Here is a 21238-nt window from a genome sequence, read left to right on the forward strand (position 1 = left end):
CTCGCTCAGCATGGTCCGCAGACGCTTCTCCGGAGCCCCCGCGTCAGCCCTTCTCCGCGCCCTCGGTCGTGTTCATGATCCGCCGCTGGAAGACGAAGAACAGCACGGCCACCGGGATCGACATCAGCACCGCGGCCGCGAGCTGCAGCGGGTACTGGTTGCCGGTACCCAGCTGCCCCGACACGAGCGACGCGACTCCGGTCGTCAGCGTGTTGAGCTCCGGCGACTGCCGAGACACCACGAAGTGCGAGAACTCGTTCCACGAGCCCTGGAACGACAGGATGAACAGCGTCACGATCGCCGGACGCGCCATCGGCACCACGATCGAGCGGAAGGTCCGAAACACCCCGGCCCCGTCGATCCGCGCGGCCTCCTCGATGGAGAGCGGGATCGAATCGAAGAACTGCTTCATGATGAAGATCCCCGCCGCGTCCACGATCAGCGGGACGATCATCCCCGCGTAGCTGTCGTAGAGGCCGAGCTGCTTGAGGATCAGGAACCGCGGGATCAGCAGCACCACCGCGGGCACGCTCATCACTCCGATGAACAGCGCGAACAGCAGGCCCCGTCCGCGGAAGCGCAGCCGCGACAGCGCGTAGCCGGCCAGCGAGTCGAAGAAGACCCGGCCGACCGTGACGAACACGGTGACGATCACCGAGTTGAGCGTCCACAGCGGCAGCGGCACGTCGGTGAACAGACGCTCGTAGGAGGCGAACGACCAGGTCGCGGGCAGCAGCGACAGCGGGTTCGCGGTGGCGTCGGCGTCCGACTTGAACGACGAGGCGACCGAGATCAGGAACGGGTAGATGTACACCAGCGCCAGCGCGATCAGCAGCAGGTAGCCGCCGATCAGCGACGCGCGGCCGCGGGCGCCGAGGCGGATGCGGCGGTGCGGGACCGGCGCGGCGGGCTCGGGGCTCTCGGGGGCGCGGGTGCCGGGCTCGGTCAGCCTGCTCATCGGATGCCTCCCGTGGTGAGGGTCGTCGCGGCGTCGGCGCGGGCGGCGCGGCGGGGGCGCCGGCGCGGCTCCCCCTTCTCGCGGAGGAGCGCCCGCTGCAGGAGCGTCAGCACGACGATGATGAAGAAGAGGATGAAGGCGATCGCGGCGCCCTGTCCCCAGCGGAGGTCCGTGAACGAGGACTCGTAGGCGAGGTACGCCGGGGTGAGCAGCGTCTTGCCCGGCGCCCCTCCTCCGGTGAGGTAGATCTGGTCGAACACCTGCCAGGTGCCGATCAGTCCGAGGGTCAGCACGGTGAAGAGCGTGGGCTTGAGCATCGGCAGGGTGACCGAGAAGAACTTCCGGAGCGGGCCGGCGCCGTCCATGAGCGCCGCCTCGTCGATCTCGGCGCCGATGTTCTGCAGCGCCGCGAGGAACAGCAGCATGAACGTGCCCGAGGTGGTGAAGATAGCCATCGTGATCAGCACGCACATCGCGACGGACGGGCCGGACAGCCAGTCCCACCAGGTGAGGCCGAGCGGGGCGCCCGCGGCCAGCGGCCCGGAGCCGTCGACGCCGACGGCGCCCAGGAGCGAGTGCAGGACACCGGTCGGGTCGGCCATCCAGGTCGGCCCGTCGGCGCCGAACCAGCCGAGCACCGCGTTGACGACGCCCGAGGCGGAGAAGAGGAACAGGAAGATCACGGTGATCGCGATCGAGGAGGTGACGGAGGGGAAGTAGAAGGCGGTGCGGAAGAAGCCCCGGCCCCGCAGGATCCGCCGGTTCACCTGCACGGCGAGGAAGAGCGCGAGCGCGGTCTGCAGCGGCACCACGAGCAGCACGTAGTAGACGTTGTTGCGGATCGCGGTGCCGAAGTCCTTCTGCGCCAGGCCGGAGTCGGTGAGCACCGCGCGGTAGTTGTCGGCTCCGACGAACTGCGCGGTCGGCCCGAGGGGCGAGCCGAGCCCGTTCCAGTTGCTGACGCTGACCCAGAGGGCGAGGCCGATCGGGACGACGAGGAACACGCCGATCACGACGATCGCCGGGAGGGTGAAGAGCCAGCCGTAGCGGGCCTCGTGCCCGCGGATGCCGGAGCGGCGGCTCCGGGGGGCGGCGGTGGTGCTCATCGATGCGTCTCCTTCGACTCACGTGCGCGGGGTGGGGCGTGCCGGTCGGGCACGGGGAGGCGGCGGTCGGGTCCGCCGCCTCCCGGCCGGGCTACTTCGCGTTCGCGGTGTCGAGCGCGTCCTGCAGGTTGGTCTGCAGGTCGCCGAGGATCGACTCCGGGTCGCCGGTCGCGAGGCCCTCGAGCGCCGAGTTGAAGTCGGTGATGACGGTCGCCGCGCCGGCGAAGGCCACCGGGCTCACCGCGTAGTCGTTGCCGGAGACGAAGGCGGCGTTCTCGGGGTACTTCGTCGCGTACTCGGCGGCTCCGGTCTCGGTGGAGGGGATGACTCCGAAGGCGTCCGAGAAGGCGAGCTGCTGCTCGTCCGAGGTCAGGGCCGACACGAGCGACTCCGTCTTCTCGGCCGTGGCGCTGCCGACGGGGATGCCCCAGCAGTTGCTGAAGGTGAAAGTCGACTTCCCGCCGGGGCCGGCGGGGAGCTCGGCGACGCGGTAGTTCACGTCGGGGTAGTCGGCCGCGAGCGCTCCGTTGATCCACGGGCCCTCGATGACCATCGCCGCCGCGCCCTTGCCGAACGCCTCGCCGGACCAGCCGGAGTCGAGCGCGGCCGGGAACTTCAGCACGCCGTCGGTGAGCAGCGTCTTCACCTCGGTCAGGCCCGCGACGTTCTCAGGGGTGTCCGCGGTGACGGTGGTGCCGTCCTCCGAGAGGAGCGATCCGCCGGCCTGGTTCATGAAGGTGCCGATGCGCGCGTACTCGGCGCCGAAGGAGAGCCCGGTCACTCCGTTCGCGGTCAGCTTCGTCGCCGCCGACTCGAGCGAGGCCCAATCGGTGGGGACGTCCGCGTCGGTGAGGCCGGCCGCCGCCCAGAGGTCCGTGTTGATCACGAGGCCGAGCGTGGAGAAGTCCTTGGGCTCGCAGTAGAACCGGTCGTCGTAGCTGAACGCGTCGCGCAGCGCCGGGTAGAAGGCGTCGGCGTTCCCGGCGTCCTGGGCGTACGGCTCCAGGTAGCGGTTGCTCGCGTAGGTCTGGAACTGGTCCCAGCTCATGTAGAAGAGGTCGGGCGGGTTGCCGCCGGAGAAGCCCTGGCCGAGCTGCTGCGTCAGGTCGCTGGCGGCGACCACGTCGACCGTTGTGCTGTTCTGCTCGCCCCAGGCGTTCACGGCGTCGGTGACGGCGGTCGTCTCGGCGTCGCCGGACGAGCCGATCATCACGGTGAGGGCGGAGTCGCCGCCCGCGTCACCGGAGTCGGAGCCGCTCGAGCAGGCGGCGAGCGGGAGCAGCAGGCCTCCGGCGAGGATCGCGGCACCCCAGCGTGCCGCGCGGTGGGTGGGTGTCATGGTCTGGCCTTTCGTGGGGAGGGGCGCCGGTCGGAGTGACGGCGCCTCAGTCGGCGGGGTGGTGGAGCGGTGTGCGGAGCACGAGGTGGGGCTCGATCAGGCGGTGGGCCTCGCCCGGCGCGAGCGAGCGGTGGACGACGTCGTCGCCGCGCTCGCCCAGCAGGAGCTCGAGCGCGCCCGCGGCCACCGCGTCGAGGTCCTGCTCGATGCTCGGCAGGCCGACGGCCGCGGCGACGGGGGTGTTGTCGAAGCCGACGATCGGGAGGGAGGGCCGGCCGACGGCCACGGCGGCCATCGAGGCGCCGAGCGCGAGCGAGTCGGAGACGCAGACCAGCCCGTCGAGCTCCGGGGTCGCGCGGAGGAACTCGATGGCCGCGATCCGGGCCTGCTGGACGTCGTCCTCGGAGGAGGCGGCGAGCAGTGGCGCGTCGCGGAACCGCTCGCGGTGCACCCGCTCCCAGCCGCTGCGGCGGTCATCGCCGGTCGCGGATCCGCTCGGCCAGCCGAGGAAGCCGATGCGGGAGCAGCCGCTGTCGGCGAGGTGCGCCGTGGCCTGGGCGAGCCCAGCGGCGCCGTCGACGTCGACCCAGAGGTGCTGCGGGTCGTTGCGGTCGTCGACGCCCCAGGGACGGCCGAAGGTGACGAAGGGCACGGCCTGCTCGATCAGCCAGGCGGTCCGGGGGTCGCCGTAGAAGGTGGAGGTGAGCACGAAGGCGTCGACGTCGGCTCCGTCGCGGAGGCGCCCGATCCGCTCGATCTCCTCCTCCGGGCTCTTCGCCGTGTAGAGGAGGATGCGCATGCCCCGCGCGTCGGCCTGCTCGGTGACGGCGTGGAGGAAGCGGTCGAGCAGGCTGCCGGAGATGCCGTCGAGCACGCGGTCCATCCGGACGCCGATGGTCCCGGACTTGCGGGTGCGGAGGCGGCGGGCGGAGGCGTGCGGCCGGTAGTTGAGGTCGCCGATCGCCTTCTCGACGCGCTCGCGGGTGCTGTCACGGACGATGTGCGGGCTGTTGAGCACGTTCGACACGGTCTGGCGCGAGACGCCGGCGGCACGGGCGACGTCCTCGACGGTCGGCAGTGCCATGCGTCCTCCTCGACGTGCTCTTGATCGTTCCAACCCGGCGGAATATACCGGTTTGATCGATCAAATCCTTCGGTAAGGTTACCTCCGACGACGCCGCTGTCAACCGTCCGCCACGCTCCGGCACTCCCGGGGCCGGCGGAGGACGATCGGCGGCACGCCCCCAGCACCGACGATCCAGTGAGGAGTCGACCGTGACGACCGAGCGCGACGACCGACAGACCCCGCCCCGCCAGCCCCTCCTCCACGACTCCCTCGTCCTGCTCCGCGCACCCGTGCAGCTGTGGTCGGACGAGGCGGGCGAGGTCGGCTCCCGCCCCGTGCACGGGCTCTACCTCGGCGACGTGCGCGTGCTCGCGGGCGCCTCCCTCCGGGTGGGCGGCGCGGCGCTCGAGGCGATCGCGACCGGCCGCGACGGCGCCTCCTCCGCCCGCTTCACCGCGCTCGCCCGCCATCTCGACGACGCCGCCGCGGACCCGCGGATCCGCGTGGTCCGCTCGCGGGAGGTCTCCGCCGGCGGCGTCCGCGAGAGCATCCGCCTCGAGTCGGCGCTGCCCGACGAGGTCGCGACCACCGTCGAGCTGACCCTCGACCCCGACTTCTCGCTCGTGCACGTGGTGAAGGCGGGGCTCCGCGACGAGCCCTCCTTCGCGACCGCACCGGTGGACGGGGGCCTCGACTGGACCCACGGCCGGGTCCGCGCCGAGCTGCGCGCGCCCGGCGCCTCGATCTCGGGCACGGTGCTCACCTGGAGCGTCGTGGTCCCGGCCCGCGGGAGCGTCGAGGTCGTGTGGAGCGTCGCCGCGGAGGACGCCTCCGCCGTGGTCGCCGCCGCGTCCGGACCGGCCGAATGGGCGGGGACCGCGCTCGAGACCGGCGACTCCCGCCTCGCCTCCTGGTGCCGCGCCGCGCTCGACGACCTCGACGCCCTGCGCATGGTCACCGTGGAGCGCCCCGGCGAGCCGTTCCTCGCCGCGGGAGCGCCGTGGTTCTTCACCCTCTTCGGCCGCGACTCGATCTGGGCGGCGCGGATGCTCCTCCCCCTCGGGACCGGGATCGCCGCCTCCACCCTCCGCGTCCTGGCCGGCCTGCAGGGCACCCGCCACGTCGCGGACACCGCCGAGCAGCCGGGCAGGATCATGCACGAGCTGCGCGCCACGACCCTCGAGATCCCCGGCGAGGGCGTCTCGCTGCCCCCGCTCTACTTCGGCACGGTCGACGCCACCGCGCTCTGGGTCTGCCTCCTCCACGACGCCTGGCGCTGGGGGCTCCCGGACGACGAGGTCGAGGAGCTGCTGCCCGCTCTGGAGGCGGCGCTGCGCTGGCTCCGCGACGACGGCGACTCCGACGGCGACGGGTTCCTCGAGTACGTCGACACCACGGGGCACGGCCTCGCCAACCAGGGCTGGAAGGACTCGGGCGACTCGATCCAGTGGCGCGACGGCACGCTCGCGGAGGGTCCGATCGCGCTCTGCGAGGTGCAGGCCTACGCCCACGAGGCCATGGTCGGCGGAGCGGCGCTGCTCGAGCACCTCGGCCGTGACGGCTCGGAGTGGCGCGAGGCGGCGTCGACGCTGAAGGCGCGCTTCGCGGAGGCGTTCTGGATCGACGACGCCGACGGCGGCTACCCGGCGATCGCGCTCGACGCGGCCGGGCGCCCGGTCGACACGATCACCAGCAACCTCGGCCACCTCCTCGGCACCGGCATCCTCTCCCCCGAGCACGCCGCCCGGGTCGCCGAGCTGCTGGTCTCCCCCGGGCTCGACTCGGGCTTCGGCCTGCGCACCCTGGACACCGGCTCGGGCGGCTACTGGCCGCTGTCGTACCACGGCGGCTCCGTCTGGGCCCACGACACCGCGATCGCCGTCACCGGGCTCGCCCGGGAGGGCTTCGGGGCGGAGGCGACGACCCTCTCGCGCGGACTGATCGCCGCGGCCGAGGGCTTCGGCTACCGGATGCCCGAGCTGCACTCGGGCGACCCCGCCGCCGAGGTGCACGCGCCGGTGCCGTACCCGGCGGCCTGCCGACCGCAGGCCTGGTCGGCGGCCGCCTCCGTCGCCGTGCTGTCGGCGGCGCTGGGGCTCGCTCCCGGAGGCGACACCCTGGTCGTCGCGCCGCTCTCGCCCGCGCTCGCCGGGCCGATCCGCGTGGACGGGATCCGCTACCGCGGCTCCGTCGTGCCGGTGGACTGGGACGGCAGGATCTGAGGCGCCGCGCCGCTCAGGGCGGACCGGCTCAGATCAGGCCGGCTCAGGGCAGGCGCGCTCAGGGCAGACGCGCCACGACCGCGCGCGCGATGCGCCGGCCCGAGCGGTTCGCCCCGATGGTCGAGGCCGTCGGGCCGTAGCCGGCGAAGAAGACGCGCGGATCCGTCAGCGAGGCTCCGTCGGCGACCGCGATGCCGCCCTCGCGCTCGCGCAGCCCGAGCGGAGCGAGGTGGCGCAGCTCCGGCCGGAAGCCCGTCGCCCAGATGATCGCGTCGGCGCGCGTGAAGGAGCCGTCCGGCCAGCGCACGCCCTCCTCCTCGATCGACGAGAACATGCCCCGCTCGTGCAGGAGCCCGCGCTCGATCCCGGCGACCACCCGGCGGGTGCGCTGCACGCCCGTGCCGCCGACGATGCTCGGGAGGGGCAGCCCGGCGCGGGCGGCGCGGTCCTGCTCGGCCACCGCCTCCACCGCCGACTCCATCGCCAGCTGCTCGCCGTCGTGGTAGACCACCGGTCGCCGCGTCGCCCACGTCAGCGAGCGCGCCACCCGCTCGAGCTCCAGCAGGAAGCCGATCGCCGAGGTGCCGCCGCCGACCACGAGCACCTGCTTCCCGGCGAAGTCCTCGGCGCGGACGTACTCGGTCGGGTCGATCTGCACGCCGCGGAAGCGGTCGCGCCCGGGGTAGTGCGGGACGAAGGGCGATCCCCAGGTGCCGGTCGCGTTGACGAGCAGACTCGCGCGCTCGACCGCGCGGTCGGACTCGACGACGAGCGGCGACCTCGTGTCGTGCGGCGTCGCACTCGTGACGCGCCGCACCGACTCCGGACGGCGGATCTCGAGACCGAGCTCCTCCTCGTAGCGCCCGTAGTACTCGCGGACCACGTCCCGTGCCGGTCGCCGGTGATCGGCCGTGCGGAACGAGAGCCCCATCCGCTCCATGCCCGGGAGATCGTGCACGCGGTGCGCGGAGCCGAGCCGCAGGGCCTCCCAGCGGAACTGCCAGGCCCCGCCGGGCTCCGGACCGCGGTCGAGGACGATCAGGTCGCGCCCGGGGACGAGGCCGAGACGGCGCAGGTAGTAGGCCACGGACAGACCCGCCTGACCCGCGCCGATCACCACGACGGGACGCGGTGGGGCGACGCTGTCCACGGTGCTCCTGACGCGGTCGAGGATGGGCGGCCGTCCGGCAGATCGAGGCCCGGGGTGGCGTGTCCCCCGTCTGCTAAACTACCGCGTAGATTTCAACTTTCCCTGTCTGCTCTTTTCCCCAGCCGGCTCACTGCCCGTCTGGCCTGTCATCGTGAGGGGGTCACCCATGGGGCGCGGCCGTCAGAAGGCGAAGAACACCAAGATCGCCCGTGAGCTGAAGTCGTTCAGCCCGGCGGTCGATTACAGTGCGCTCGAGCGCGAGCTCAGCCACCCGGACGAGCCGGACTACTCGAAGTGGATCGACGCCGAGGACGACGGCGACGACACGGACCTCGTCGAGGAGCCGCACCAGAAGCGTGCGTGACTCCTCCCGTGAATCGGGGCCGCTCCCTCGGGGCGGCCCCGTTTCGCGTGCGGGCGGTGATCCGGCGGGCGAGCGACCCGAGGTCGAGGAGCCGCTCCGCGCAGCCCCCGCCGACGTCGCCGTCCGGCAGCTGTCGACGCGGGTCGCCTACGAGACCCCGTGGATCCGCGTCCGCGAGGACGAGGTGCTCTGGCCGGGCGGGACGCGCGGCGTCTACTCGGTCGTCGAGCGCGACGACTACGCCCTCGTGCTCCCGCGGGAGCGCGGCGGGTTCTGGCTGGTCGAGCAGTACCGGTACCCGATCGGCCGCCGCGCGTGGGAGTTCCCCGCCGGCGGCTGGCCGCACGGCTCGGCCGGCGGCGACCCCGAGGCTCTCGCCCGTGCCGAGCTGCGCGAGGAGACGGGCCTCCGGGCCGAGCGCCTGACGCACCTGGGCAGGCTCGCGGAGGCGTACGGCTTCGTCGCGCAGTCCGTGGACGTCTTCCTCGCCGAGGGTCTCGAGCACGGCGAGCACGAGCGCGAGGACACCGAGCAGGACATGCGGCAGCAGTGGTTCCCCGATGCGGAGATCGCGGAGATGGTCCGCTCCGGGGCGATCGTCGAGACGGCCGCGGTGGCCGCGCTCGCCCTCTTCCACCTGGAGCGCGGGTCGCTCGGCTGAGCACGTTCTCCCGCTTTCCGCCACTGAGTGCAGAATGTCGGTGCCCCCTGGGACACTGACCGGATGAGCACTTCCCCGCCCGCACGGCTGCCCGTGTGGCAGTCGGAGCGTCGCGGGAGCGACCTCGACGAGGCGCGCGAGTTCTACGCCGGCTCGTACAACGGCTCCGGCTTCCGGGCCGAGCGCTCGGTCGTGCCGTTCGCGTTCCGCTACACGACGACCGGGCCCGGGCCCGTGAGCCTCCACTCCGCCTCCTTCCTCGGCCGGGTGCGCGGCACGGTGGCCCCGAGCGACGTCTACGTCGCCCTCTGGCTGACCGCGGGGCGCGCCTCCCTCGACCTGGGGCGCGACGAGCACCGCCTCGTCGTCGGGCGCCCGGCCATGTTCCCGAGCGGCCGGCCCTTCGGCTTCGAGGCCCTCGAGTACCGCGACGCGCTCGTGCACTTCGAGGCCGCCCACCTCGAGGCGATCGCCGCCGAGCTGCACGGCACCGAGCCCGGCCCGCTGCGGTTCGCCCCCGTGGCGCGCGACACGACCGCCTGGTGGGCGGCGATCCGCCTCCTGCGCGACACCCTCGCCTCCGCGCACACGCCCACCGCGCTGCAGCGCGACGGCGTCGCCCGCATCGCCGCGCTCGCCGCCCTGCAGACCTTCGCCCACCGCATCGCCCCGCTGCCGGCCGTGCCGCCCTCGGTCAGCGCGCGGCGCCTCCGCAGGGCCGTGGAGTTCGTGCAGGCCAATGCCGACCTGCCCCTCGGAGTGGCCGACATCGCCGACGCGGCCGGGCTCACGGTCCGCGGCGTGCAGCTGGCGTTCCAGCGCGCCTTCGGCGAGACCCCGCGGCACTACCTGCGCGACGTCCGCCTCGAGCGCGCGCACGAGGAGCTCTCGGCCGGATCGATCGGCTCGCTGGTGGTCGGCGACGTCGCCGCACGCTGGGGGTTCATCAGCGGCGGCCGCTTCGCCCAGCACTACGCGACGCGGTTCGGCGAGCTCCCGAGCGAGACCCTCCGGCGCTAGCCCCGCCGATCCCCGACGACGGTTCCGCCGAGGGGCGTTCGGGCGTACTGTCCGAGGACCGCCCGCTGCCCCGCGGGCCGCGTCGATGGAGCCGCGAATGTTCGAACCCGGAGGATCCGCGCGGCCTGTCGCGCGGGTCGGCTACGTCACCGCCGCCCTGCTGGTCGGCGCGATCCTGGTGGGCGGCGCGGTCGGCGCCGCCGTCGCCCTGGTCCTCTACCTGCCCGGCGTCCTCGCCGCCGACGGACCGCCCGGGCTGGTGAGCTTCGGCCTGCTCATGGGAGCGGCCTCCGGCGCGGGCATCGGAGTCGTCGGAGGCGCGGGAGCGGTCGCCGGCATGGTCGCGGTGCGCGTCGCGAGCCGCCGCGACGGCCCGTTCGTGCTCGGCACCAGCGCGGGCGCCGGTCTCGGCGTGCTGGTCGCCTCCGCGAACCTGCTCGTCAGCCGCGACGCCCCGACCTGGGCGACCGCCCTGCTCGCCACCGCGGCCGCCTGCGCCCTCTGCGCGGCGGGCTCGTGGCTGCTGACCCGGCACGAGCACTCCTGGGAGCGCGCGCACGCCGCACCGCGCTGATCCGCGGCGCCTCCGGGGATCAGCCCGCGTAGGACCCGACCAGGCGGACCGCTCCGCCGTCGACGCCCTTCGCGCCCTGCTCGAAGCCCTCGAATGCGCGCGCGGCGGTCGAGACGCGGCCCGCGACCCACGACGGGACGCCCGAGCGCTCGAGGCGCGCGATCACGCCGTCGGCCGCCTCCGCCGCGACGACGGCGAACATGCCGATGCCGAGGTTCCAGGTGCCCTCGGTGCTCTCGAGCGTCGCGCCGGACATCCCGGCGAGCGCGCGGAACACGTCGGACGGGCTCCAGCTCGCCCGCTCGACCTCGACCCAGGAGCCGCGCGGCAGCACCCGGGCGAGGTTCGCCGCGATCCCGCCGCCGGTGACGTGGCTGATGGAGTGGACGGCCGGGCCGAGCTCGGCGTCGTCGAGCAGGTCGAGGAGGGGCCGGGTGTAGAGGCGGGTCGGCTCCAGCAGCACCTCGCCGACCACGCCGCCCAGCTCCTCGGAGCGGTCGGTGAAGCCGATGCCGCGCTCGGCGAGGATGTGGCGCACGAGCGAGTAGCCGTTCGAGTGCAGTCCGGAGGAGGCCATCGCCACCACGACGTCGCCGTCGCGCACGCGGTCGGCGCCGCGCACCTGGTCGGCCTCGATCGCGCCGACCGCCGCGCCCGCCACGTCGTAGTCGTCGGGTCCGAGCAGGCCCGGGTGCTCGGCCGTCTCGCCGCCGACGAGCGCGGTGCCCGTCTCGGAGCAGGCGCGCGCGATGCCGGCGACGATGTCGGCGATGCGGGCCGGGACCACCTTGCCGCACGCGATGTAGTCGGTCATGAAGAAGGGGCGGGCGCCGACCACGACGATGTCGTCGACGACCATGCCGACGAGGTCCTGCCCGATGGTGTCGTGCTTGTCGATCGCCTGGGCGAGCGCGACCTTGGTGCCGACGCCGTCGGTCGAGGTCGCGAGGAGGGGGGCTCGGAAGTCGCGGAGGAAGGAGACGTCGTAGAGGCCCGCGAAGCCGCCGACCCCGCCGAGGACCCGGCTGTCGTGCGTCGCCGACACCGCCGACTTCATCAGCTCGACGGCGAGGTCCCCCGCCGCCGTGTCGACTCCTGCGCGGGCGTAGCTGCTCGTCTCATCACTCACGCGACGACCCTACCGACTGCCCTCTCCCGCCGCGGCGCGGATCCGGGTCCGCCGCACCGGCGGCTCCCGCTCCGCGCCCGCGGTCACGCGTCCCAGGCGACGTAGTGCAGCTCGGCGCGGTCGCGGCTGCGGTGGAGGTCGAGGTAGGACCGGGCGATGACCTCGGCCGCCGCGTCCGGGTGGCCGCCGTCGATGAGCGCGGTGATCGCCACGTGGGCGGCGTAGACGCCCCGGGGCTCGAGCGCGGAGTGGAGGTTGAGGACCCAGTTCCGCAGGCCCGCGGCGGCGATGTTGATGTTCGCCAGCGCCGCGTGCGGGGCGACGGAGCCGCCGCCGGTGGTGACGAGGATCGTCCCGCTGCCGGCGGCGATCATGTCCGGAACCACCTCGCCGACGGCGCGGAGCGCGCCGCCGAGGTAGAAGTCGATCTGCGGCTGCAGGTTCTCGGGCGTGACGTCCAGGACGCCGACCGGGGTGAGAGCGGAGTCGGCGGGGGAGAACTCGAGGACGTCGATCGGACCGAGGTCGGCACGGATCGCCCGCAGCGCGGCGGTCAGGGTCTCGGGCTGCGCGATGTCGGCGGCGAACCCCGTCGCCTCGATGCCCTCCTCGGCGAGGCGGGCGGCCAGGCCGTCCAGCTTCTCCTGGTTCCGCGAGACGAGGGCGACGGTGAAGCCGGCCCGGCCGAAGACGCGGGCGATCTCGAGGCCGAGGCCGGGGCCCGCGCCGATGACGGTGAGAAGGGGCATGGGAGGTCCTGTCGTCGTGCGCCCCGGGGCGCGATGAGCGGGGCTGCTAAGTTGAGGTCAGCCTCAACACTCATTGGATCATAAGTTGAGTGGCACCTCAAGATCATCGGGAGGATCACGTGGACGAGCAGAAGGCCCTGCGCCGGGACGCGCAGCGGAACGTCGAGAAGCTGCACGCCGCCGCCCTCGAGGTCTTCGGCTCCCGCGGCCTGGCCGCCCCCCTCGAGGACATCGCCCGTCACGCCGGCGTGAGCATCGGCACCCTCTACAACCGCGTCGGCTCCCGTGAGGAGCTCATCGACGCCGTCGTCCCGGCCGTCGCCGGCGAGAAGCTGAAGGGCCTGACCGAGCGCGCTCTCGCCGAGCGGTCCTCCCGCGGACGCCTGGAGCGCTTCGTCTCCGGGATGATCGACCTCCAGCTGGAGGACCCCGCCCTCAACGACGCGATGCTGCGCCGCTTCCCCGACGCAGTCGCCCTCATCGAGGCCTGCGACCGCTCGATCGAGCTCGGCCGGGATCTCGTCGAGGCCGCCCACCGCGACGGATCCCTCTCCCCCGACTTCACCCACGACGACCTGATGGCCCTGCTCTGGATGGCGGGCACGACCAGCCGCGAGTCCGCGGCTCCGCAGGGCTGGCGCCGCGTCCTGGACCGCAGCCTCGCGGGAGCCTGGACGGCTCCGAGCAGCTGAGGGGCCGCGCGGCGCCCCGATCTTCCGCCCGGCCGATCCGCCGGTCGACGCCACCCCGAGCACTCCCGCGACCACGGATCCGCCCACGGCGAACCATTAGGGGATGAGTCCCCCGCGTGCCAGGATGGACCGTCAAACCCCCCTGCTATCCCCTTGGGAGCCCCTCCGGCATGTGCGGAATCGTTGGGATCGTGTCCTCCGGACCGGTCAACCAGTCCATCTACGACAGCCTCTCCCTCCTGCAGCACCGCGGCCAGGACTCGACCGGCATCGCGACCGCCGACGGCAGCACCCTGCACATCAAGAAGGCCGCGGGACAGGTCCGCGAGGCGTTCCGCACCCGCGACATGCGCTCGCTGCTCGGATCCATGGGCCTCGGCCACGTGCGCTACGCGACGAAGGGCAACGCCGAGCGCGAGGAGGAGGCCCAGCCGTTCTACGTGAACGCGCCGTACGGCATCATCCTCGTCCACAACGGCAACCTCACGAACACGCGCGAGCTCACCGAGGAGCTCTTCCGCATCGACCGCCGCCACCTCAACACCACCTCCGACACGGAGCTGCTGGTCAACGTGCTGGCGAACGAGCTGCAGGCCTCGATGTCGGGCCGCGACCTCGACGCCGACGAGGTGTTCGACGCCGTCGCCCGCGTGCACGAGCGCGTCGAGGGCTCCTACGCCACCATCGCGCTGATCGCCGGCGTCGGGCTGCTGGCGTTCCGTGACCCCTTCGGGATCCGCCCGCTCATCGTCGGCCGCCGCAGCAACACCGGAGCGCCGGACGACTGGGTCGTCGCCTCCGAGTCGCTCGTGCTCGAGGCGCAGGGCTTCGAGATCGTCCGCGACGTCGCTCCCGGCGAGGCGGTCTTCATCACCCCCGACGGCCGGATGGCCAGCCGCCAGTGCGCGAAGGATCCGCGACTCATCCCGTGCTCGTTCGAGTACGTCTACCTCGCCCGCCCCGACTCCGTGATGTCGGGCATCTCGGTCTACGAGGCGCGCCTGCGCCTGGGCGACCGCCTCGCCGACACCATCGCGCAGTACACCCCGGGCGGAGCGATCGACGTCGTCATGCCGATCCCCGACTCCTCCCGCCCCGCCGCGATGCAGGTCGCGCAGAAGCTCGGGATCGAGTACCGCGAGGGCTTCTACAAGAACCGCTACGTCGGCCGGACGTTCATCATGCCCGGGCAGGCGGTCCGCAAGAAGTCGGTGCGGCAGAAGCTCAACGCGATGTCGAGCGAGTTCAAGGGCAAGAACGTCCTGATCGTCGACGACTCGATCGTCCGCGGCACCACCTCCAAGGAGATCGTCGACATGGCCCGCGCGGCCGGCGCGAACACGGTCACCTTCGCGTCCGCCGCGCCTCCCGTGCGCTACCCGCACGTGTACGGGATCAACATGCCCTCGCGCCAGGAGCTCGTGGCCCACAACCGCCGCATCCCGGAGATCTCGGAGGCGATCGGCGCCGACCAGCTGATCTACCAGGAGGTCGCCGACATGAAGGCGGCGATCCTCGAGGGCTCGGACGTCACCGACCTCGAGACCAGCTGCTTCACCGGCGAGTACGTCACGGGCACCGTCACCCCGGAGTACCTCGACTGGGTGGAGCGCACGCAGCTGAGCTGAGCTCTGCACAGCGCCGGGCGCGGCGCAACGGGTGCCGCGGATCCGTGCGCCGCTCCATGATCGGAGGGTGCGCGGCCCCGCGCGCATGCACCCGAGGAGTCCCCCGTGATCTACCGAATCCTTCCGTTCCTGCTCACCTTCGTGGCCAAGAAGATCTCGAAGTCGCAGAAGGCCAAGCGCGCCGCCGCCAAGCGCCCGACGTCCAGCGCGAGCAGCAGCCGCCGCTCCTCGTCGCGCCGGGGACGCTGACGCCGCGGTCCCGTCCGCGAGCGCGAGCCGCGGGCGGGACCCTCAGCGCAGGGCGGAGTGCAGCGGCCGCAGGGCGGCCCGCCTCCGCCTGCTAGACCCGGTCGGACCCCGTCTGCGGGTCGTCCTCGTCGGACGTCGTCCGCGCGTCGGGCAGGGCCTCCTCGGCCACGGGCTCCTCGGCCGCGTCCTCGCGCTCGACGATCCGCTCGGCGGTGGTCCGGACGACCTTCCGGCCGACGACCCGGTCGAGCAGCACCACGACGAGCCCCGCGAGAGCGCCGAACAGCGTCACGAAGAGCAGCAGGCTGAAGCCGAAGACCTGCCCGCGGGAGAAGCCCTGCGTCTCGGGCAGCGCGAAGGTCAGCACGAAGGCCGCGATCGCTCCGAGCCCGACGCCGAGGGTCAGGATGCGCCAGACGCGCGGGGAGCGGCGGACGTCGACCTCTTCGCGGGTGACCTCGGGGCGGGCGGGATCGCTCATGCCTCCATTCTCCCCCGCGCGGGCGAGGGCACGGCACCGTGATCGCTCAGAGCGCGTGCACGAGCCGGCCCGCCTGCGCGCGCAGCTCGCGGACGACAGTGCGGACCGAGAGCCGCTCCGCCCGGTCCGGCCGCATCAGCGCGACGATGTGCCGCACGGAGTTCACCCCGCGGAGCGGCTTCACCACCACTCCCGCGCCGCCCGCCGTGTAGCGCGGGAGCACCGCGATGCCCAGGCCCGCCGCGACGAACGCCTCCGTCACGCGGGTCGACGCGAAGCGCTGCTCCACCCGCACCGCCTCGCCGGACGCGGTCTCGATGTCCTGCATCACGCGCTCGAACGGGAACCCGTCCGGGACGCCGATCCAGGTCTCGCCGACCAGATCCGCCGCCGACACCGTCGCCCGGTCCGCGAGGCGGTGCCCGGCCGGCAGGCCGATGTCGAGGGGCTCGATCATCAGCTCCGCCATCGCGAGGCCGCGACCGGCCCAGGCGCTTCTGCCGGTGGGCGAGTGGGCGAGCACGATGTCGAAGTCGGCGGTCAGGTCGGCGAACTCGTCGGTGCCGGGGTCCGCGTCCTCGCACTGCACGACGAGTCCCTCGACGCTGCGGAGCGCGACCAGCGCGTTCGGGAGGAGCATCTGGCCCGCAGTGGGGAAGGTCGCGATGGTGACCTCGCCGATCGGGTTGTTCTTGAACGTCTGCCAGACGGCGTCGGCCCGCTCGAGCGCGATCGCGATCTCGGTGGCGCTCCGGGCGAGCTCGCGTCCCGCGGCCGTGAGCACCACGCCGCGGCCGGAGCGCTCGATCAGCGGCACGCCGGCCTCGCGCTCGAGCACCTTGAGCTGCTGCGAGACCGCGGAGGGCGTGCGGTGCGTCGCCTCCGCCACGGCCGTGATCGAGCGGCGCATCGAGAGCTCGCGGAGCAGTTCCAGCCGTCGCACGTCCATGTAGAGAAACTACACGTCAGGGCAAGAACAGTTCGATTGTCCTACGGAACACGGGGCCGGACACTGGACGTTGTACACAGCATCCCGGCGGATGGATCAGAAGCCGCCGCAACGAAAGGCAGAACACTCATGAGCATCGCAATCCTCGTCGTCCTCAGTGGCCTCGCCGCATGGGGCACGGTGTCGACGGTGCTCGTCGCCAGCCGCGACGGCTACCGTCAGGTCCCCGCGCAGCACTGAGCCCCGCCGCTCCGCGACAGCACCTCATCGCGTTCCGACGCCGTCTCCCGACCGGGAGGCGGCGTTCTCGCGTCTCCGGGGGCTGGTGCCGCTCCTCAGGGAGCGCCCGCCCGCCACGGCTCCCGGGGGTCGACCATCGGCTCGCCCCGCACACGACGACGGGCCCCCGACCGGAGTCGAGGGCCCGTCGTGCGCGCGGTGCGGCTACTTCGCGGCGGTGCGGCGGCGCAGGCGCGCGACCGTCATGCCCAGACCGAGCAGCAGAGCGGCGATCCCGGCGGCGAACGCGGGGGTCGCGTCCACTCCGGTCTCGGCGAGGTGGTGCGAGCCGGCGACCGGAGCAGTGGTCGGCGTCGGCGCGGGGCCCGTGGTGGGCGGCGTGGTCGGCGCGGGCGTCGGCTCCGTGGTCGGTCCGGGAGTCGGGGTGCCCGCTCCGGCGCCGGCAGCGACGGCGAAGCCGACGCTGATCTCGGTGCCGGTGGTGTCGAGCGCGAACGTCGCGGTGTGCGCGCCGCCCGCCAGGCTCTCGTCGATCGGGACCGAGAACGAGGCGCGGCCGGTCGAGTCGTCGGTGACGGCCCGGGTCGGATCGATCGTCGCGGTGCCGACGACGGTGCCGTCGACGCTCGCGGTCACGGTGGTGTCGGCCGCGGCTCCGGTGCTGAACAGGAGCGAGGAGAGGTCGACGGTCATGGTGTCGCCGACCGCGTACTCGCCCGAGTCCGGGACGTTGTCGGTCAGGCCGATCGTGCGCTGAACGGGGTCGGGGCTGACGGTGCCGAGGTCCTGGATGTAGCCGACGAAGGCGTCCAGGTCGATGCGGCCGGAGTCGGCCGTGCCGGTGCCCTCGGTGAAGGTGCTGAAGCCGTCGCCGCCGCTCGCGAGGAAGCTGCTGGTCACGACGGTGAAGGTCGCGGCCGGGTCGATCGGCTCGTTCTGGAAGAACACCTGCGAGATGCGCGAGCCCTCGGGCGCCGTGGCGTCGAAGACGTAGGTGAGGTCCTTCGAGGTGGAGAGGTTCAGCTGCGGGTGGCTGGAGCTGCCCACCCACTGCTCCTCGAGCAGGTCGGAGATCTGCTCGCCGGTCAGCTGCAGGGTCACCAGGGTGTTCGCGAAGGGCTGGGCGTCGGAGGCCTCGGCGTAGGTGACCACGCCGTCCGCGTCGCCGGGCTGGTCCGGAGTCGCGGTGTAGGACAGGTCGTCGCGCAGGCCGCCCGCGTTCGAGAAGGCGATCTGCGTGCCGAGCTCACGGGTGGCCCAGAGCTGGGCGTCCGAGACGAGGTTGCCGAGGGTCGACTCCGAGCCGCGGTTGGTCGTGGTGCCGTCCGGGCGGTAGGCGCGCGAGATGTCCTCGGTGATGGTGCCGACCTTCACGCTGCCCTCGCGGACGGCGACGGCCTGGGCGTCGGCGACGATGGTCTCGACCTCGGGGTCGGGCTCGAAGGCGCCGACGACGATCGTCTTGGCCGGGTCGTCGGAGGTCGGGTCGTCGACGACCTTCGTCAGCGGCACGACCTCGCTGGTGAGCGACGTGAGCTGCTTGGTCGCCGGGTCGACGGTCAGGGACATGCGGCCGATGTTCTCGGCGTAGCTGCCGGTCTGCGACACGACGGTCGGGAAGGCCCGGCCCGCGTCGATGCCCGCGTCGTACTCCTGGTGGCTGTGGCCCGAGACGATCGCGTCGACGTTCGGGGCGACCGCGTTGACGATCGCGCCGAACTTGGGGTCCGCCTCCGGAGTGTTCAGCTCGGCCGCGTCGGCGTCGGCTCCCTCGTGCAGGAGCAGGACGACCACGTCGGCCTCGTCGTTGGCGGCGTCGCCGTCCTGGAGCTGCGCGGCGACCTCGTTGACGTTCTCGGCGATCGGCTCGACGGAGAGCGTCGAGATCGTGGCGGGGCTGACGAGCTTGCCGAGGTCCTCGGTGATCGCGCCGATGAAGGCGACGGAGACGCCGTCCTGCTCGGTGATCACGTACGGGGAGTAGGCGCGCTCGCCGGTCGCGGTGTCGTAGAGGTTCGCGTTCACGTAGGGGAACGCCGAGGCGTCCACGACGCGGCCGTCGACATCGGCGCGGCCCTGGTCGAACTCGTGGTTGCCCAGCGTGCTGACGTCCAGACCCATCGCGTTGAGCGAGTCGAGCGTGGGGATGTCGCCCTGCACCTTCGACACGAAGGTCGAGGCGCCGATGTTGTCGCCGGCCGAGACGAACAGCGTGTTCGGGTTGGCGGCGCGGTAGGAGTCGACGGCGCCGGCGAGCACGGCGGCTCCGGCGACGGCGCGGTCGGCGGCGAGCCGCCCGTGGAAGTCGTTGATCGAGAGGATGTCGATGGCGACATCGCCCTCGGCCGCCACGGCGGGCGTGGCGCCGAGGAGGGCCGCTCCGGCGACGGCGCCGACGGCGGTCGCGGAGAGGAGTCGGGTGAGGCCGCGTCGGCCCGGGGAAGTACTGCGCATCGTGAAGGGGACTCCAAGCATCGAGCGGTGGATCCGGAGAGGATTCGTGCCGCGTGAGGGGGTTATTCCCAGACAACCCGACGGCGGACCCCAGGTCAAACGATCCGACGACGGCTCGCCGCCGCGTTTACGAGAAGTTAACTCGCCGACGCTCAGCCGACGCGCAGGACGGGGAGGAACGGCGTGAGGTCCGCGCGCACTCCGGAGGCGTGGATCCGCCCGCTCGCGAGGCCCTCGCTCCACGGCAGGGAGCCGGTCGCGAGCGGCAGCCAGGTCGCCGCGTCCATCTCGATCACGTTCGGCGGAGTCCCGCGGGTGTGGCCCGGTCCCTCGACGCACTGGGCCGCGCCGAACGGCGGAACGCGCACCTCGACGCTGCGTCCGGGGACGTTCGTCTCGATGATCTGCAGGAGGAACCGCACCGCCGTCGCCGTCGTGTTCCGGTCCGCTCCTCCGGCGAGCGCCGCCCGCACCGCGGACTGCCCGCTCGCCTCGTCGATCCTGCCCTTGGCCATCCACCCATCCTGCCGCCGCCGCTCGCTCCCGGAGGCCTCCGCGGGGCTCCGCCCGGCGTGTCGGCGTCCGCAGCGCCGCCCTGCGGAGGAGGACGTCACAGGGACCAGCCCCGGCGCGGGGCGCCCTATCCTGTCAGGGTGAAGATCCTCGTCCTCGGTTCGGGTGCCCGTGAGCACGCCATCATCACGGCTCTCCTCGCGGAGGAGGAGCACCACGAGATCATCGCGGCGCCCGGCAACGCCGGCATCGCGCGCGACGTCGAGGTCATCCACTTCGACACGAACAGCCCCCGGCTGGTCAGCGACTTCGCGGTGGAGCAGGGCATCGAGCTCGTCGTCATCGGCCCCGAGGCTCCCCTGGTCGCCGGAGTCGCCGACGCGCTCCGCAAGCGCCGCATCCCCACCTTCGGCCCCGACCGGGCCGCCGCCGCGCTCGAGGGCTCGAAGACCTTCGCGAAGCGCGTGATGGACATGGCCCGCGTGCCCACCGGCCGCGCGACCCGCGTCTCCACCCTGGTCGACGCCACCCGCGCCATCGACGAGTACGGACTCCCCTCGGTCGTCAAGGCCGACGGCCTCGCCGCGGGCAAGGGCGTCCTGGTGACGGAGTCGCGCAGCGCCGCGATCGCGCACGCCGAGTTCTGGCTGCAGTCCGGCGACGTCCTCATCGAGGAGTTCCTCGCCGGCCAGGAGGTCTCCCTCTTCCTCCTCTCCGACGGCCACGACGTCGTCCCCCTCTCCCCCGCGCAGGACTTCAAGCGCCTGAGCGACGGCGACGAGGGGCCGAACACCGGCGGCATGGGCGCCTACTCCCCGCTCCCCTGGCTCGCCGACCGCTGGGAGAGCGAGCGCGCCTTCGTCGACGAGGTGATCGACACGGTCGCCATCCCGACCATCCGCCAGCTCGAGCGCGAGCGCACCCCCTTCGTCGGACTCCTCTACTGCGGCCTCATCGTGACCGACGCGGGCCTGCGCGTGATCGAGTTCAACGCCCGCTTCGGAGACCCCGAGACCCAGGTCGTCCTCCCCCGCCTCGCCTCCCCGCTGTCCGCGCTGCTGCACGCGGCGGCCACCGGCGCGCTCGCCTCCGTCCCGTGGCCCGCGTTCACGGACGAGGTCGCCGTCACCGTCGTCCTCGCGAGCGAGGGCTACCCCGAGAACGCCGTCACCGGACGGACCATCACCGGACTCGACGCGGCGGCGGACGTCCCCGGCGTCACCATCGCCCACGCGGCGACCCAGCTGGTCGACGGGAGCTTCGTCGCCACCGGCGGCCGCGTGCTCAACGTCGTCGCACGCGGTGCCGACTTCGCCGAGGCGCGGGAGCGGGCGTACCGCGCGCTCGACCTGATCCACCTCGACGGCGGGCTGTATCGGAGCGACATCGCGGCGAAGGTCGCGAAGTAGAGCGACCTCAGCGTGATGTCGGCCACGCCGCTCCCCGCGCGGCGTGGCGCGGTCGGCTCAGAGACCGGCCGGGTACTTGGAGAGCGGGGAGCGATCGGCGCGTCCGACACGCTCGGCACGCGTTCCGGTCGACGCCTCGAGGGTGGCCGGGGGTGGAGTGGACCCGCGCTCGGACTCGGACCTCCGCGACACGGGCTCGCGGCGGAGGTCGGAGTCCGGACGCGGTGCCACCACACGCCCAGCGACACTTGAGGGGCCGCCCGGCAGCCATGACGAACTGGTCGG

General features: G+C 72.9%; 20 protein-coding genes. 9 read left to right on the forward strand and 11 right to left on the reverse strand.

Features of this window, described 5'->3' with window-relative positions; genetic code table 11:
• Positions 1-43 precede the first annotated feature (43 nt).
• The 4 genes from C5C39_RS13230 to C5C39_RS13245 all read right to left on the reverse strand — a co-directional run bounded on the left by C5C39_RS13230 (position 44) and on the right by C5C39_RS13245 (position 4487).
• The gene (locus C5C39_RS13230; protein ID WP_104353582.1) at positions 44-958 is read right to left on the reverse strand and encodes a carbohydrate ABC transporter permease; all 915 of its coding nucleotides are present in this window, start codon (positions 956-958) and stop codon (positions 44-46) included.
• Positions 955-2064, reverse strand: coding sequence for a carbohydrate ABC transporter permease (locus tag C5C39_RS13235; RefSeq protein ID WP_104238714.1), 1110 nt, complete (start codon positions 2062-2064; stop codon positions 955-957). Before C5C39_RS13235 ends, C5C39_RS13230 begins: the two co-directional genes overlap by 4 nt.
• Before the next feature lie 91 nt (positions 2065-2155).
• Positions 2156-3403, reverse strand: a complete 1248-nt coding sequence (locus tag C5C39_RS13240) for an extracellular solute-binding protein (RefSeq protein ID WP_104282650.1) — start codon at positions 3401-3403, stop codon at positions 2156-2158.
• 46 nt (positions 3404-3449) lie between these two features.
• Positions 3450-4487, reverse strand: a complete 1038-nt coding sequence (locus tag C5C39_RS13245) for a LacI family DNA-binding transcriptional regulator (protein WP_104353583.1) — start codon at positions 4485-4487, stop codon at positions 3450-3452.
• Between the two features lie 191 nt (positions 4488-4678).
• On the opposite strand from C5C39_RS13245, the gene C5C39_RS13250 reads away from it, so the two are divergent.
• Positions 4679-6691 (forward strand): glycogen debranching N-terminal domain-containing protein, encoded by a 2013-nt coding sequence (locus C5C39_RS13250; RefSeq protein WP_104353584.1) that lies wholly within the window; start codon positions 4679-4681, stop codon positions 6689-6691.
• Positions 6692-6749: 58 nt separating this feature from the next.
• On the opposite strand, the gene C5C39_RS13255 is transcribed toward C5C39_RS13250, so the two are convergent.
• The gene (locus C5C39_RS13255; protein ID WP_104346232.1) at positions 6750-7841 is read right to left on the reverse strand and encodes an FAD-dependent oxidoreductase; all 1092 of its coding nucleotides are present in this window, start codon (positions 7839-7841) and stop codon (positions 6750-6752) included.
• A gap of 166 nt (positions 7842-8007) precedes the next feature.
• Between C5C39_RS13255 and C5C39_RS13260 the strand changes: the two genes are divergently transcribed.
• The 4 genes from C5C39_RS13260 (at position 8008) to C5C39_RS13275 (ending at position 10460) form a co-directional block, all read left to right on the forward strand.
• On the forward strand, positions 8008-8205 hold the full coding sequence (locus tag C5C39_RS13260) for a DUF3073 domain-containing protein (protein ID WP_097167615.1): 198 nt from the start codon (positions 8008-8010) through the stop codon (positions 8203-8205).
• Positions 8198-8866, forward strand: a complete 669-nt coding sequence (locus C5C39_RS13265) for an NUDIX hydrolase (protein ID WP_258068456.1) — start codon at positions 8198-8200, stop codon at positions 8864-8866. Before C5C39_RS13260 ends, C5C39_RS13265 begins: the two co-directional genes overlap by 8 nt.
• Positions 8867-8929: 63 nt before the next feature.
• Complete coding sequence (locus tag C5C39_RS13270; protein WP_104353585.1) at positions 8930-9886, forward strand: helix-turn-helix transcriptional regulator; 957 nt, start codon at positions 8930-8932, stop codon at positions 9884-9886.
• A gap of 97 nt (positions 9887-9983) precedes the next feature.
• Positions 9984-10460: a hypothetical protein gene (locus C5C39_RS13275; protein WP_104226816.1), complete on the forward strand. Its 477-nt coding sequence runs from the start codon at positions 9984-9986 to the stop codon at positions 10458-10460.
• A gap of 19 nt (positions 10461-10479) precedes the next feature.
• Here C5C39_RS13275 and purM read toward each other — a convergent pair whose 3' ends face one another.
• Together purM and C5C39_RS13285 are read right to left on the reverse strand one after the other, a co-directional pair.
• Positions 10480-11589 carry a phosphoribosylformylglycinamidine cyclo-ligase gene (gene purM, locus C5C39_RS13280; RefSeq protein WP_104260846.1) on the reverse strand — a complete coding sequence of 370 codons (1110 nt, stop codon included), beginning with the start codon at positions 11587-11589 and terminating at the stop codon, positions 10480-10482.
• A gap of 83 nt (positions 11590-11672) precedes the next feature.
• Positions 11673-12338: an SDR family NAD(P)-dependent oxidoreductase gene (locus C5C39_RS13285; RefSeq protein WP_104282654.1), complete on the reverse strand. Its 666-nt coding sequence runs from the start codon at positions 12336-12338 to the stop codon at positions 11673-11675.
• Positions 12339-12457: 119 nt separating this feature from the next.
• On the opposite strand from C5C39_RS13285, the gene C5C39_RS13290 reads away from it, so the two are divergent.
• From C5C39_RS13290 to C5C39_RS17590, 3 genes are all read left to right on the forward strand, one after another.
• Positions 12458-13030, forward strand: coding sequence for a TetR/AcrR family transcriptional regulator (locus tag C5C39_RS13290; RefSeq protein WP_104282655.1), 573 nt, complete (start codon positions 12458-12460; stop codon positions 13028-13030).
• A gap of 170 nt (positions 13031-13200) precedes the next feature.
• A complete protein-coding gene (gene purF, locus C5C39_RS13295; protein ID WP_104223766.1) occupies positions 13201-14658 on the forward strand; it encodes an amidophosphoribosyltransferase in 1458 nt (485 codons plus the stop codon).
• Positions 14659-14763: 105 nt separating this feature from the next.
• Positions 14764-14907 (forward strand): hypothetical protein, encoded by a 144-nt coding sequence (locus C5C39_RS17590; protein ID WP_181028791.1) that lies wholly within the window; start codon positions 14764-14766, stop codon positions 14905-14907.
• Between the two features lie 91 nt (positions 14908-14998).
• Here the strand turns inward: C5C39_RS17590 and C5C39_RS13300 are convergent, their stop codons facing one another.
• From C5C39_RS13300 to C5C39_RS13315, 4 genes are all read right to left on the reverse strand, one after another.
• Positions 14999-15388, reverse strand: a complete 390-nt coding sequence (locus C5C39_RS13300) for a hypothetical protein (RefSeq protein WP_104250788.1) — start codon at positions 15386-15388, stop codon at positions 14999-15001.
• Positions 15389-15434: 46 nt separating this feature from the next.
• Positions 15435-16337 (reverse strand): LysR family transcriptional regulator, encoded by a 903-nt coding sequence (locus C5C39_RS13305; protein ID WP_104223768.1) that lies wholly within the window; start codon positions 16335-16337, stop codon positions 15435-15437.
• A 444-nt stretch (positions 16338-16781) separates the two neighbouring features.
• Entirely contained in the window at positions 16782-19031 is a 2250-nt protein-coding gene (locus tag C5C39_RS13310; RefSeq protein ID WP_181136386.1) for a bifunctional UDP-sugar hydrolase/5'-nucleotidase, read from the reverse strand.
• 152 nt (positions 19032-19183) lie between these two features.
• Positions 19184-19546 (reverse strand): sterol carrier family protein, encoded by a 363-nt coding sequence (locus tag C5C39_RS13315; RefSeq protein ID WP_104277062.1) that lies wholly within the window; start codon positions 19544-19546, stop codon positions 19184-19186.
• A 138-nt stretch (positions 19547-19684) separates the two neighbouring features.
• Between C5C39_RS13315 and purD the strand changes: the two genes are divergently transcribed.
• Positions 19685-20953: a phosphoribosylamine--glycine ligase gene (gene purD, locus C5C39_RS13320; protein ID WP_104233829.1), complete on the forward strand. Its 1269-nt coding sequence runs from the start codon at positions 19685-19687 to the stop codon at positions 20951-20953.
• The last annotated feature ends 285 nt before the right edge of the window (positions 20954-21238 follow it).

Source organism: Rathayibacter sp. AY1F3 (assembly GCF_002931975.1).
GTDB lineage: Bacteria > Actinomycetota > Actinomycetes > Actinomycetales > Microbacteriaceae > Rathayibacter.

Excerpts from the sequence above, each read along its gene's own strand:
- purF (WP_104223766.1), top strand. The coding sequence starts at position 13,201 with ATGTGCGGAATCGTTGGGATCGTGTCCTCCGGACCGGTCAACCAGTCC.
- C5C39_RS13285 (WP_104282654.1), bottom strand. The coding sequence starts at position 12,338 with ATGCCCCTTCTCACCGTCATCGGCGCGGGCCCCGGCCTCGGCCTCGAG.
- C5C39_RS13305 (WP_104223768.1), bottom strand. The coding sequence starts at position 16,337 with ATGGACGTGCGACGGCTGGAACTGCTCCGCGAGCTCTCGATGCGCCGC.
- C5C39_RS13235 (WP_104238714.1), bottom strand. The coding sequence starts at position 2,064 with ATGAGCACCACCGCCGCCCCCCGGAGCCGCCGCTCCGGCATCCGCGGG.
- C5C39_RS13275 (WP_104226816.1), top strand. The coding sequence starts at position 9,984 with ATGTTCGAACCCGGAGGATCCGCGCGGCCTGTCGCGCGGGTCGGCTAC.
- C5C39_RS13260 (WP_097167615.1), top strand. The coding sequence starts at position 8,008 with ATGGGGCGCGGCCGTCAGAAGGCGAAGAACACCAAGATCGCCCGTGAG.
- C5C39_RS13300 (WP_104250788.1), bottom strand. The coding sequence starts at position 15,388 with ATGAGCGATCCCGCCCGCCCCGAGGTCACCCGCGAAGAGGTCGACGTC.
- C5C39_RS13245 (WP_104353583.1), bottom strand. The coding sequence starts at position 4,487 with ATGGCACTGCCGACCGTCGAGGACGTCGCCCGTGCCGCCGGCGTCTCG.
- C5C39_RS13310 (WP_181136386.1), bottom strand. The coding sequence starts at position 19,031 with ATGCGCAGTACTTCCCCGGGCCGACGCGGCCTCACCCGACTCCTCTCC.
- C5C39_RS13230 (WP_104353582.1), bottom strand. The coding sequence starts at position 958 with ATGAGCAGGCTGACCGAGCCCGGCACCCGCGCCCCCGAGAGCCCCGAG.
- C5C39_RS13315 (WP_104277062.1), bottom strand. The coding sequence starts at position 19,546 with ATGGCCAAGGGCAGGATCGACGAGGCGAGCGGGCAGTCCGCGGTGCGG.
- C5C39_RS13240 (WP_104282650.1), bottom strand. The coding sequence starts at position 3,403 with ATGACACCCACCCACCGCGCGGCACGCTGGGGTGCCGCGATCCTCGCC.
- C5C39_RS13270 (WP_104353585.1), top strand. The coding sequence starts at position 8,930 with ATGAGCACTTCCCCGCCCGCACGGCTGCCCGTGTGGCAGTCGGAGCGT.